Genomic DNA, 12,905 nt, shown 5'->3' on the forward strand with positions numbered 1-12,905 from the left:
ATCACAGAAGTATCTAAAAGAAAGTGTTAAGATTTAAACAAGATAATAAGCAAGCAAAACTAAAATATAAGAAAGGTGATAAAAATGAAATTAAAATTAGATTCATCCAAATTCAATGAAGGTCTGAATTCCCTAAAAAAAGACTACAAAATATTTGCACCAGTCATAATGCCATTTAAAGGTACTTTTTCAGATACTGACATGATAAGATACAAGGAAGTAAGCACTTTTGAAGAAATGGAATTTGCTCAAAAATCAAACTTTTCACCAAAAGAAGTAGTGCTTCCTATCAATCAAGTCTTATTTTACTTTACTGAAAAAGAATTTAAGGAAAGCGATTTAGACAATAAAAAGATTTTAATTTTTCTAAGAGCTTGTGACATAAATGGAATAAAGAGACTCGATGAAATATATTTAAATAATGGAGAAGAAAAAGATTATTTTTATAAACATATTAGAGAAAAAATAAAATTTGCACTTGTAGGATGTAAAGAGAGTTTTAGAAATTGTTTTTGTGTAAGTATGGATTCTAATAAAACTGATAACTATTCACTTGGATTGAATATAGAAGGAGAAAAATTGTACTTAGATATAAAAGACAATGAATTTGAAGTGTTTAATGGAGAGCCAGCAGAATTTGATGTTAGTCATGTAACGGAAAATTTAATTTCTGTAGATGTACCAGAAAATATTGATTCTAATGAGATGATAGGAAATCCAATATGGGATGAATATGACACAAGATGTATTGGATGTGGAAGATGTAATTTTGTATGTCCGACATGCTCATGCTTTACAATGCAGGATATTTTTTATAAGGAAAATGAAAATGTAGGAGAAAGAAGAAGAGTTTGGGCTTCATGTCAAGTAGATGGATATACAGATATAGCAGGTGGAAATTCTTTCAGAAAAAAACAAGGAGAAAGAATGAGATTTAAAACTATGCATAAAATAAATGATTTCAAAAAAAGATTTGGATATAACATGTGTGTTGGGTGTGGAAGATGTGATGATGCCTGTCCACAATATATATCATTTTCAAAATGTATAGAAAAAATAAATGATTTAGTAACTAGTAAGGAGGAGATATAAATGAACTCATATATACCAGTAAGTGCAAAAATACTAGATATAGTTAAACATACTGATAAAGAATGGACATTTAAAGTGAATTGCAATACAAAAGGGGTACTGCCTGGAAAATTCTATGAAATATCTATACCTAAATATGGTGAAAGTCCAATATCAGTATCAGGATATGGAGAAGATTATATTGACTTTACAATAAGAAATGTAGGTAAAGTTACTAGTGAACTATTCAATTATAAAGAAGGGGATTCGTTTTTTATAAGAGGACCTTATGGAAATGGATTTGATGTATCTTTATATGAAGGAAGAGAAATCGTAGTAGTAGCAGGAGGGAGTGCATTAGCTCCTGTAAGAGGAATAGTTGAATATTTTTATAACAACAAAGATAAGTGTGAAAAGTTTAAATTAATAGTAGGATTCAAATCACCAAAAGATGTCCTATTTGCAGACGACTTAAAAAGATGGAATGAAAAACTAGATGTTTTAGTTACTGTGGATGGAGCGGATGATGGCTATAGTGGAAATGTAGGGTTAGTAACAAAGTATATCCCAGATTTAGATATAAAAGATATAAATAATACTTCTGCAATTGTAGTTGGTCCTCCAATGATGATGAAATTTACAGTAGGAGAGTTTTTAAAAAGAGATTTAGACGAAAAAAATATTTGGGTTTCTTATGAAAGAAAAATGTGTTGTGGAATAGGAAAATGTGGACACTGTAAGATGGATGATACTTATATATGTTTAGATGGACCAGTATTTGATTATTCATATGCTAAAAATCTTATTGATTAGGGGGTGGAGTTTGTGATAAGAGATTTAAATACTAAAAAAGTAATGAAAAATGCTTACAGAATTACAAAAACAAAATATAAAACTTCTTTAAGAGTTAGAGTACCAGGAGGTCTTATTGACCCTGAAAGTTTAATCACAGTTTCTAAGATTGCAAATGAATATGGTAATGGTCAGATACACATAACTACAAGACAGGGATTTGAAATCTTAGGAATAGATATGGAAGACATGGAAGAAATAAACAATATCATACAACCTGTTATTGAAAAGATGAATATAAATCAAAATGAGAAAAATGCAGGTTATCCAGCAGCAGGTACGAGAAATATAGCTGCCTGTATAGGTAATAAAGTCTGTCCAAAAGCGCAGTATAATACAACTGAATTTGCAAAAAAAATAGAAAAAGCAATCTTTCCAAATGACTTACATTTTAAAGTAGCCTTAACTGGATGTCAAAATGACTGTATAAAAGCTAGAATGAATGATTTTGGAATTATAGGAATGACATTGCCACTATATGAAAAAGATAGATGTGTGAATTGTGGAGCGTGTGTAAAAAAATGTTCAAAATTATCTGTTGGGGCGTTAAAAACAGAAAATAATAAAGTAGTAAGAGATGGAGATAAGTGCATAGGTTGTGGAGAATGTGTACTGAATTGCCCAACAAATGCATGGACTAGAGATGAAAAAAAATACTATAGATTAGCTATAATGGGTAGAACAGGGAAGAAAAATCCAAGACTAGCAGAAGATTTTCTTTTATGGGCAGATGAAGACAACATAATAAAAATAATACTTAATACTTACAAATATGTAGAAAAGTATATAGATAAAGACGCACCAGGAGGGAAAGAGCATATAGGATATATAATTGACAGGACTGGATTCATGGAATTTAAAAAATGGGCACTTGAAGGTGTACAATTTGAAGAAATAACTAAAGTACATGAAAATATATACTGGAGTGGAGTTAAATATCTATAATTAATAAAAACATATATTTAAATAAATTATAAATTTAATAGAAGGAAGAGGGAATTATGCATAAAGAAACTTTGGATAAATTAACTAATGCAGCTATAAATAAAATAAATTTATTAAATACAAGTAAGATAAAATATTTAGTGTCTTCTGCTTTTGCAGGACTTTATGTAGGTATTGGTATACTTTTGATATTTACTATTGGAGGAATTTTGACAGATGAAGGTTCTCCTATGACAAAGATAATGATGGGATTATCGTTTGCAGTAGCACTTAGTTTAGTTGTAATGACAGGAACAGAATTGTTTACTGGAAATAATATGGTAATGTCTGCAGGTATGCTAAATAAAGGGGTAAGTATAAAAGATACTTCTAAAATATGGATATACAGTTGGGTAGGAAATTTAATAGGAGCTTTGATTTTAGGTATAATGTTTGTAGGAACTGGTTTAGTAGATAAAGGTCCTGTAGAAGAATTTTTTGCAACTACAGCAGCAGCCAAAGCATCTATGCCGTTTATGTCTCTTTTCTTTAGAGGAGTTTTGTGTAATATTTTAGTTTGTGTCTCAGTTTTATGTTCATTTAGAACTAATAACGATAGTGCAAAAATAATTATGATATTCCTATGTTTATTTGCTTTCATAACAACAGGGTTTGAACATAGTGTGGCAAATATGACAATCTATAGTGTTTCATTATTTTCTCCAACAATTCAAACAGTTAGTATTGGAGGAGCTATTTATAATTTAGTAGCTGTAACACTTGGAAACATTGTTGGAGGAGCTTTATTTATGGGACTTGGTACTTATATACTAGGTAAAGAAAAAATTAAACAAGTTTGCTAAATAAATCTTACAACGCTCTCAATAAGTACAAATATCGTATTATTGAGAGCGTTGTTTTTAATTTCTAAAAAAATATTTGAAAGAAAAAAAGTATGATAGCATATGAATATATATGATGTATGTGATTATAAAGTTCGTTAAATTATGAATTAAAATTAGTATTATAAATAAAAAAGTTAGAATCCTCACGTAGAAAAGACGATTTTGAATACGATAATAAGTGTGATAAAATTGACTTTGTTGAAATTTTGAAGGAGGTATTTGATGACAAAAAAATTAATAATATCAAAAACTAAATTGTTTATTTTTATAATAGCATTTATATCTGCATTTATAGCTTTATTTGGAAGTAAAAATACACTTATAGGTGTGGCTATAGTAACAGCTATGCTAATGCTTTTGGAAAGGGATTTAACTATTTCTCCAATTAAAAATTTACTAAAGTACTTGATAATAAATGTAATGTTAGGAGTATTATCGTTTTTTGCAGTACAAAATATGTATTTAGGAATTTTATTAAATTTTATAGCATTATTTATAATAGGATATTTATTTAGTTATGACTTGAAAAGGGCTGTATATGTACCTTTTGGTCTTATGTATATATTTATGATAAGTATACCTGTAGGATTAAGTGAATTTCCTATAAGATTATCAGCTTTAGCTAGTGGTTCACTTGTCATAATGATTGCTCAATTTGTTATGAATAGAAATAGAATGAAAAAAATTGGTGACAAAGAATTAATATCTATATGTGATGAGTTGTTGGAAAAAATAAATCTTTTAAAAAATATTATGAACAATGATAATTCTGTAAGTAAGTCTAATATGAGAAAAATAGATAGTTGTAATTACACAATAAATTCTATATCAAAAGGTCTTAAAATGGTTATATTTGATAATAGAAAAGATGACTTTTTTATTAGTATTAAAGGAATGGATATAATAAATATCTTATTTTCATTAGAAAGAATAAGTTTAATCTTAGATAGATATAAAGCAGATACTAAGGAATTTGAGGATGAAGACATAAAAAATATTCTAGAAGAAAGTAGTACAAATGGTAAAGAAGATGTTTTAGTTGTAGTATCTAAAGAAGTAAATTATATCAAGATGTGCTTAGAAAATAAAGATAATATAACTGATAAAGAAATACTTGGATTTAGAGATTATGTTATCGCTCAAGATACTAAAAATATAAATTTGAAAGAAATTTACAGTGTTTTAGAAAATCTATACGAATTTTTATTAGAGTACAAAAAAGTAAAATCAAAAGAAGAAAAAAGAGTTGAAAGAAAAATAAAGATACCACATGAATTTAAAAGAATATCAATATATAAGCAACATTTTAATTTAAAATCTATAAGATTTTCTTATGCAATAAAAATCGCTTTGGCTACAGCAATATCAGGTTTTATTATGGATTATTTTCACTTAAAAGATGGAAGATGGATAATGTTAACTGTATTTTCATTAACACAACCTTATGCAGAGAATTGTTTGCAGAAATCCAGAAAAAGAATAGAAGGTACACTAGTAGGAGCGGTAATATTTATTGTTTCATTTTCAATAATAAAAGATAACACATTAAGGTCATTAATTGTACTTTTAGCAGGATACATAAACTCATATGCAGTTGATTATAGAAAATTGATAGTGTGTGTAACTGTTTCAGCTCTTGGTTCCGCAGCAGTTATGGGAGACCCTAATGTTTTAACTATGAGTAGAATTTCATATGTGGTATTAGGTGCAATTATTGCATTAATAATAAATAAATTTGTTTTACCATATGATGCAAAAATGGGGTATCAGCATGTTATAGATGTGTATAAAGGTATAGTTAAAAATATAATTAATGAAGTTAATAAATCTATTGAAAACTCAACCAATGTTCATTATATAAAGAATCTATTATTAGTGCCATCACTTATTGAAGATAGACTTATGTTGATAAATACTATATACAAAGATGAACATCAAGATGATTTCTTAGAAAATCAACAATTACTAATAAGTAATATGTACAATTTATATATAAATGTCAAAAAGAATAATATTAGAGATGAAGATATAGAAAGAATATTGAGAGATACTAGTTATATTTCAAATTATGATGCTGATAAATATGATGAAGGAAGAAGTGTAATTTTAGATAGTATTGAAAATACAGTAAGCTTGGGCGATAAAATAATTTGTCTCAATTTACTTCAAACTTTAAATGGTGTAAAAGAGATGTATAGAATAAGTAATACCAGTAAAATGTTAGTGCAAGAAGTTGCATAATTTTCTAATCTAATTAAATTATATAATAAGTCATAGCTTTAAAGCAAAGTATATGACTTTTTCTTTTATACAATGTTAAAAGAAAATAGTATATTAAAAACAAAAAACATATAGTTATGAATTTTGTGTGAAAAAGGTTAAAATATTGATTTTTTTCATTAGTTGAAAAAACAATTTACTTAGGATAAACTATAATAGTATTCAAATATTATGGGGGTTAGATTTATGAGTAAAGATGTAAAGGTAAAGCGCGATAAGAAATATGATACATTTAGTATAACTATGGAACTTGAAAGACCTTTACTTTATGATGAGGTTGAAAACGAAGATGATAAAAATGATAATAGAAAATTTAATATAAAAAAGAAAATATTCATGGGAATAGGTATACTGTTTGTATTGATTCTGCTTAGTTTTTTCATATGGATAAACAAAACATATGAACCTCAAAAACTAGCAAAAGAAGCATTAGTTAGTAATAGTAAAGTCGAGGTAACTATAAATGAAAATATTTCATTTACACCTAAGGGTAGAAAAGTTTCTAAAGGTCTAATTTTTTATCCAGGAGCTAAAGTAGAAATTGAATCATATGCACCACTTGCAAGAAAAATAGCAGAAAGTGGATATGAAGTGGTAATTGTAAAAATGCCACTTAATCTAGCTATACTTGGAACTAATAAAGCACAGAAAGTTATGGATTCTTACAGTAATATAGAACATTGGGTAATAGGAGGGCACTCATTAGGCGGAGTTGTTGCATCTAATTTTGCACGTGATAATAAATTAATTGATGGAGTTGTGTTTTTATCTTCTTATCCAATGGGCAATGAACTAAGACAGTTAGGCAAAAAGGTTATATCTATATGGGGAAGTAAAGATGGAGTAGTTAATTTTAAAAACCTTATAGAAGCAAAAGAAAAACTTCCTGATGATACAACTTATGTTGAAATTGAAGGGGGAAATCATGCACAATTTGGAGATTATGGAAAACAAAAGGGCGACAATGATGCTATTATAAGTCAAGAAAAACAGCTTAAGATTACTGCAAATAGTATTATTAAATTTTTAAATAATATATCTTAAACAAAAGCTTGAAGTTTATAATATATATAAAGTATTATTTTAAGTAGATATTATTAATATAATAAAACTAAGATTGGATTACAAGGGGGATTTTAATATGGAATATGATATGCCACTTTATAGACCACCAAGTGAGGCTTATAGTCTTATAATACAAGTCACACTAGGATGTTCTCATAATAAATGTACATTTTGTAGTATGTACAAATCAAAGAAATTTAAAATAAAACCATTAGAAGTAATAAAAAATGAAATTGATATATTTAGAAGACATTATAAAAATGTAGATAGAATATTTTTAGCAGATGGAGATGCATTGATAATACCAATGGAAAAATTAAGAGATATAATATTATATATAAAAGAAGTTTTTCCAGAGTGTGAAAGAATTACTCTATATGGCTCTCCTAAGTCTATAGAGAAAAAAACTGATGATGAACTTAAAGAGTTAAAAGAACTTGGTGTTAAGATGATTTATCTAGGGCTTGAAAGTGGAAATGATGAGGTATTAGAAGATATTAAAAAGGGATTTAATAGTGAACAACTGATAAAAGTTGGTAGAAAAGTTAAGAAAAATGGTATTAAATTATCAGCTACTGTAATAGCAGGTCTTGGAGGAACTAAAAAAACACATCAACATGGAGTTGATACAGGAAAAATGTTAGGAGCAATTTCCCCAGATTATGTAGGTGTATTGAGTTTAATGGTAGAACCTAATACTGAACTTTACGATTTACTTCAATCTGGTGAATTTAAAGTATTGGAAGATAAGGCTGTGCTACAAGAAATTAAAGAAATGATAAAAAATATAGATACCAATGAAAAAGTTGTATTTAGAAGTAATCATGCGTCAAATTATGTTAACTTAAAAGGAATATTACCTGAGGATAAACAACGTCTGATTGATGAGATAGATTATTATCTAAGTAACTTAAAATTAAAAAGAGAAGAATATAGAAGACTGTAAAATTTAAATATCATTAATATATATGTATAGATGTAAAATATTTAAATTATCTAGATTTTAAGTGGGGTGTCTCAGAATGAACTTTTTAGTTCATGAGGCACTCTTTTTTGTATGAAATCAAATATATTTTCATCATTTCAACAATGAAAAGGAGACTTATCTCTATTTTGAGACAGCTCCTTTTTTGTTAAGGAATATAATTATGAAATCATAGAAAAAATCTATCAATAATGATAAAAATATGCACTGGATTAATAGATTTCCACGCATTATAATAGAGACATAAATTTAAATTACAAAAACTATAAACATAAAAACGTGTGGAGGAATAGAAATGAAAATATATCAAAATATCTTTGAACCATTAACTATAAAAAGGATGAATGTAAAAAATAGAATAGTTATGCCACCGATGGGAACAAACTTTGGTGGAGAAAGTGGAGAATTTAAAGATGAGCACATTAAATATTATGAACAAAGAGCTAAAGGTGGAACTGGACTTATAATTGTAGAAAATGCTTGTGTAGATTTTCCTTTAGGTTCTAATGGAACTACACAAATAAGAATAGACCATGACAGATACATACCTGCCTTATATAAGTTAACTGAGAATTTACATAAACATGGTGCATGTGTAGCTATACAAATTAATCATTCAGGTGCTTCAGCTATGCCAGAGAGAATAAATGGATTAACTCCAGTATCTTCTTCTAATATACCTTCAAAAAATGGAGGAACAATACCCAGAGAATTAAAGAAAGAAGAAATACTAAATATAGCTAAAAAATATGGTAAGGCAGCAAAAAGAGCTCAAATAGCTGGTTTTGACGCCGTAGAGATACACGCTGGGCACTCATATCTAATAAGTCAATTTTTATCCCCAATTTACAATAAGCGTACAGATGAATTTGGTGGAAGTCTTGAAAACAGAGCGAGATTTGCAAAACTAGTAATTGATAAAGTTAGAGACGAAGTGGGAGCATTATTTCCTATATCTTTAAGGGTAAGTGCTGATGAATTTATAGAAGGAGGAAATACTTTAAATGATACCTTAAAGCTTCTTGAATATTTAAATGAAGAAGTAGATATATATAATGTATCAGCAGCATTAAATGATTCTATACAATTTCAAATCGATACAATGACATTAGAAGATGGTTGGCGTTCATATATGTCTAAAGCAGTTAAAAAAAGATTTGGAAAAGCAACAATAATAACTGGAAATATAAGAAACCCAGAAATAGCATCAAAAATACTTAAAAATAATGAAGCGGATTTTATAGGTATGGGAAGAGGGCTTATAGCTGACCCTAATTGGGTTGAAAAAGTGCAAAATGGAAAAGAAGATTCAATAAGAAAGTGTATTTCATGCAATATAGGATGTGCAGGTAATAGAATTGGAGCAAATAGACCTATAAGATGTACAGTAAATCCAGACTTAATAAATGGAGAAGAATATAAACAGAGAAAAGTAAATAAGACAACAAATGTAGTTGTTGTAGGTGGAGGAACGGCTGGTCTTGAAGCAGCAGCCACAGCAGCAGAGGTGGGATGTAATGTATTTTTATTAGAAGAAAAAGCAGATATAGGAGGGCTTGCTGAGACAATATCAACTTTTCCAGATAAAAGTAGAATAAATGATTTTCCAAAGTATTTAAAACAGAGAGTTAAAAAATTAAAAAATTTAATTGTTTTTAAAAATACAAAAGCTGATATTAAATTTATAGAAAATTTAAAACCCGATATAATTATAAATGCTACAGGTTCAAAACCATTACTTCCACCAATAACTGGTTTGTTGGATAGGATAGACCAAGAAAATGGAAAGGTGAGTTCAATATTTAGGCTATTTAATGATATAGAAGATTTTCAAACAAAAGACTTAGAAAATAAGAAAGTAGTAGTTGTGGGTGGTGGAGCTGTTGGATTAGATGTTGTAGAATTTTTCTCGGAAAATAAGGCTAGAACTTCTATAGTTGAGATGTTACCAGTGGTAGGAAAAGATTTAGACCCTATAACAAAGGTTACAATGATGAAGATGTTAAAAGATTATAATGTTGATGTTTATACAAATACAGCATTATTGGAAGTTGAGGATGATAATTTTAAAGTTAAGAAGGATAAAGAAGAGTTATTGCTAGATTTTGATTATGGATTTATATGTTTAGGAATGAAATCTAATAATCCAATTTTGAATGATTTAAAGAAACATTTTGAAGCTAAAAATGTGGAAGTTATAAATATAGGAGATAGTAAAATAGCTAGAAGAATAATAGATGGAGTTAGAGAAGGAAGAAATATAATAACAACTTTAGAAAAGTTAAATCTTCTATGATAATAGATAAAAAAGACAATTTTAGAAAAGTCAAATCTTTTGTAGAGAATAAATAATAAAAATAAAGTAATCTTAGAAAAGTTAATTCATCTTTGTTTTATAACTTTAGTACTATTTTTAATTTTAACTATATCAAAGAGTACTATTGGTAATATAGTAGATTTAAGGGAATTCCTAAAAAGATTTCCCTTAAATCTCGTTTTAAGATAAATTAGTCATAAAATATTAAACTAATTTATCAATAGCTCCTGATTGAATATGTTGAATATTTGATTGGATTTTTTCATATGACCAATCCCACCACTTAATTTTTAATAATTTTGAAATTATATCATCGTTAAATCTTTTCTTTATAATTTTTGCAGGTATTCCACCAACAATAGAATATGGAGGGACATCATTAGTAACTACAGCTCCTGTTCCAATAATTGCACCATCACCAATTTTTACACCTGACATAATTACAGCATCATAGCCTATCCATACATCATTTCCAATTACAATATCACCCTTATTGTCCCAAGCATCTGTTATATGATTTATGTCTAAACCCCAGTCTTCATAAAAGATTGGAAATGTATAAGTAGAGAGTGATTTCATTGTGTGGTTTCCACTAGTCATTAGAAACTTTGCTTTACATGCAATTGAACAAAATTTTCCGATTATTAATTTGTCATTGTTTATAGGATACTGATATAGTACATTATTTTTTTCAAAATCTCTTGGGTCATTATAAAAGTCGTTATATATTGTATAATCTCCAACTTTTATATTGTCTCTTGTAATCACATTTTTAAGATATACAGTTTGATAATCGTTACTTCTTGGATATATTTTATCTGAATTTGGAATAGTCATGTTTAAATCTCTCCTTTATATTATGTTATTTTCCTGACTATCCCATTATTACAATACATCTCTTCATAGAATCACTCCTTACATATTACTTATTTATAGTTTATTATTTTATTTTCAATAAAATATTTTTAACTAAGTCGTATTTTATGATAATTGTCTATTTATTTGATTATATCAAAGTGATAAAAAATTACAAGTATTTAAGATATAATAAATAGAAAGTATTTTTTATTAAGTTAAATAACGTTATTATTGAATTAAACTTTAATTTTCAATAGTGATTTGACTAGAATATATTGGGTATGATAGAATTATGCTTATATAAATATTTATGTAGTATTTATGTAAATTTATTATCTATATTATATAAATAGATAGTATTTATATGTATTTATTTTTAGGAGGTTTTATTATGAGTCGACTAGAGAGACTCGAAATGAAGAAAGTAGAAACTAAGCATTTACAACAATTCAATCAATTGTTACGTTATGTATTTCAAGTGACAAACCATGATTTACAACAAGTAGGTTGGGAGGAAAGAGAAATAACCCTTGCTAAACTACCTGTATTAAGACAAGCAGATGTATTTGGTTGGTTTGATGAGGATAAATTAGTATCTCAAATAGCTGTTTATCCATTTAAAATCAATATATTTGGTCAAGAATACGATATGGGTGGTCTTACTGGTGTTGGAACATATCCAGAATATTCTAATTTAGGTCTTATGGATAAATTGATGCGACAAGCATTAACAGATATGAGAGAAAGAAAACAATCTATATCTTATTTATTTCCATACTCAATTCCATATTATCGTCGTAAGGGATGGGAAATAATATCAGATAAGATATCTTTTGAAATTAAAGATACTCAGTTACCAAAACCTAAAGTGGTATCAGGAGAAGTTGAGCGTGTAAGTATAGAACACGAAGATGTCAGAAATGTTTATGAACGCTTTTCTAAAAAGAGCCATGCGTCTATGATTAGAAGTGAGTTAGCATGGGAAGAATACTGGCGTTGGGATTTAGATGACTTAACATGTGCAATTTATTATGATAAAAACCATGAAGCACAAGGTTATGTGTTATATTGGATTTCTGATGAAATATTCTATATTAAAGAAATGGTATTTGTAGAAGAAGAGGCACGTACAGGATTATGGAATTTTATAAGTGCTCACTTTTCAATGATAAATAAAGTGGTTGGGAATACATATACAGATGAACCATTGGCATTTTTACTTGAAGATGGAGATATAGAAGAAAATATAAAACCATACTTTATGGGTAGAATTGTTGATATAGAACAATTTATAAACCAGTATCCATTTAAAGAACAGGAAAATGAAGTAAAGTTAGTCTTTCAATTAGAAGACCCTTTATTAGATTGGAATACAGGAGTGTTTACATTAAATGTTTCTAAAGAGGGTAAAGGTATGTTAATTGATGGTGGTGATAAGTATGACTTGAAACTTGACATACAAACACTTACAACTATGTTGCTTAGTTACAAAAGACCAACTTATCTTCATAGAATAAAAAGAATTATTTGTGATAAAGAAGTAGCAGATTTATTAGAAAATCTTATTGAACGTGAAAATCCATATTTCTCAGATTATTTCTAATAAACTTTAATAAATTTTAAAATATATCTGGGATTGTACAGAGTA

Annotated in this window: 10 protein-coding genes; 9 read left to right on the forward strand and 1 reads right to left on the reverse strand. The window is 27.7% G+C overall.

Features of this window, described 5'->3' with window-relative positions; genetic code table 11:
- Positions 1-84: 84 nt before the first annotated feature.
- The 8 genes from asrA (at position 85) to KGF36_RS02315 (ending at position 10,378) form a co-directional block, all read left to right on the forward strand.
- Positions 85-1,092, forward strand: a complete 1,008-nt coding sequence (gene asrA, locus KGF36_RS02280) for an anaerobic sulfite reductase subunit AsrA (RefSeq protein WP_227828849.1) — start codon at positions 85-87, stop codon at positions 1,090-1,092.
- Complete coding sequence (asrB, locus tag KGF36_RS02285) at positions 1,093-1,884, forward strand: anaerobic sulfite reductase subunit AsrB (RefSeq protein ID WP_227828848.1); 792 nt, start codon at positions 1,093-1,095, stop codon at positions 1,882-1,884.
- 12 nt (positions 1,885-1,896) lie between these two features.
- On the forward strand, positions 1,897-2,868 hold the full coding sequence (gene asrC, locus KGF36_RS02290; protein ID WP_227854526.1) for a sulfite reductase subunit C: 972 nt from the start codon (positions 1,897-1,899) through the stop codon (positions 2,866-2,868).
- A 56-nt stretch (positions 2,869-2,924) separates the two neighbouring features.
- On the forward strand, positions 2,925-3,710 hold the full coding sequence (locus tag KGF36_RS02295; protein WP_227828846.1) for a formate/nitrite transporter family protein: 786 nt from the start codon (positions 2,925-2,927) through the stop codon (positions 3,708-3,710).
- Between the two features lie 264 nt (positions 3,711-3,974).
- On the forward strand, positions 3,975-5,993 hold the full coding sequence (locus KGF36_RS02300; RefSeq protein WP_227828845.1) for an FUSC family protein: 2,019 nt from the start codon (positions 3,975-3,977) through the stop codon (positions 5,991-5,993).
- A 225-nt stretch (positions 5,994-6,218) separates the two neighbouring features.
- The gene (locus KGF36_RS02305) at positions 6,219-7,076 is read left to right on the forward strand and encodes an alpha/beta hydrolase (protein ID WP_227828844.1); all 858 of its coding nucleotides are present in this window, start codon (positions 6,219-6,221) and stop codon (positions 7,074-7,076) included.
- A 97-nt stretch (positions 7,077-7,173) separates the two neighbouring features.
- Positions 7,174-8,043 carry a radical SAM protein gene (locus KGF36_RS02310; protein WP_227841054.1) on the forward strand — a complete coding sequence of 290 codons (870 nt, stop codon included), beginning with the start codon at positions 7,174-7,176 and terminating at the stop codon, positions 8,041-8,043.
- 334 nt (positions 8,044-8,377) lie between these two features.
- Positions 8,378-10,378 (forward strand): FAD-dependent oxidoreductase, encoded by a 2,001-nt coding sequence (locus tag KGF36_RS02315; protein ID WP_227850072.1) that lies wholly within the window; start codon positions 8,378-8,380, stop codon positions 10,376-10,378.
- 225 nt (positions 10,379-10,603) lie between these two features.
- Here KGF36_RS02315 and KGF36_RS02320 read toward each other — a convergent pair whose 3' ends face one another.
- Entirely contained in the window at positions 10,604-11,236 is a 633-nt protein-coding gene (locus KGF36_RS02320; RefSeq protein WP_227842331.1) for a CatB-related O-acetyltransferase, read from the reverse strand.
- Positions 11,237-11,648: 412 nt separating this feature from the next.
- Between KGF36_RS02320 and eis the strand changes: the two genes are divergently transcribed.
- Positions 11,649-12,860 carry an enhanced intracellular survival protein Eis gene (eis, locus tag KGF36_RS02325; protein WP_227828840.1) on the forward strand — a complete coding sequence of 404 codons (1,212 nt, stop codon included), beginning with the start codon at positions 11,649-11,651 and terminating at the stop codon, positions 12,858-12,860.
- The last annotated feature ends 45 nt before the right edge of the window (positions 12,861-12,905 follow it).

The organism is Clostridioides sp. ZZV14-6009, assembly GCF_020658095.1.
In the GTDB taxonomy this organism is placed as follows: Bacteria; Bacillota; Clostridia; order Peptostreptococcales; family Peptostreptococcaceae; genus Clostridioides.

Excerpts from the sequence above, each read along its gene's own strand:
- KGF36_RS02295 (WP_227828846.1), top strand. The coding sequence starts at position 2,925 with ATGCATAAAGAAACTTTGGATAAATTAACTAATGCAGCTATAAATAAA.
- KGF36_RS02305 (WP_227828844.1), top strand. The coding sequence starts at position 6,219 with ATGAGTAAAGATGTAAAGGTAAAGCGCGATAAGAAATATGATACATTT.
- asrA (WP_227828849.1), top strand. The coding sequence starts at position 85 with ATGAAATTAAAATTAGATTCATCCAAATTCAATGAAGGTCTGAATTCC.
- KGF36_RS02320 (WP_227842331.1), bottom strand. The coding sequence starts at position 11,236 with ATGACTATTCCAAATTCAGATAAAATATATCCAAGAAGTAACGATTAT.
- asrB (WP_227828848.1), top strand. The coding sequence starts at position 1,093 with ATGAACTCATATATACCAGTAAGTGCAAAAATACTAGATATAGTTAAA.
- KGF36_RS02315 (WP_227850072.1), top strand. The coding sequence starts at position 8,378 with ATGAAAATATATCAAAATATCTTTGAACCATTAACTATAAAAAGGATG.
- KGF36_RS02300 (WP_227828845.1), top strand. The coding sequence starts at position 3,975 with ATGACAAAAAAATTAATAATATCAAAAACTAAATTGTTTATTTTTATA.
- KGF36_RS02310 (WP_227841054.1), top strand. The coding sequence starts at position 7,174 with ATGGAATATGATATGCCACTTTATAGACCACCAAGTGAGGCTTATAGT.
- eis (WP_227828840.1), top strand. The coding sequence starts at position 11,649 with ATGAGTCGACTAGAGAGACTCGAAATGAAGAAAGTAGAAACTAAGCAT.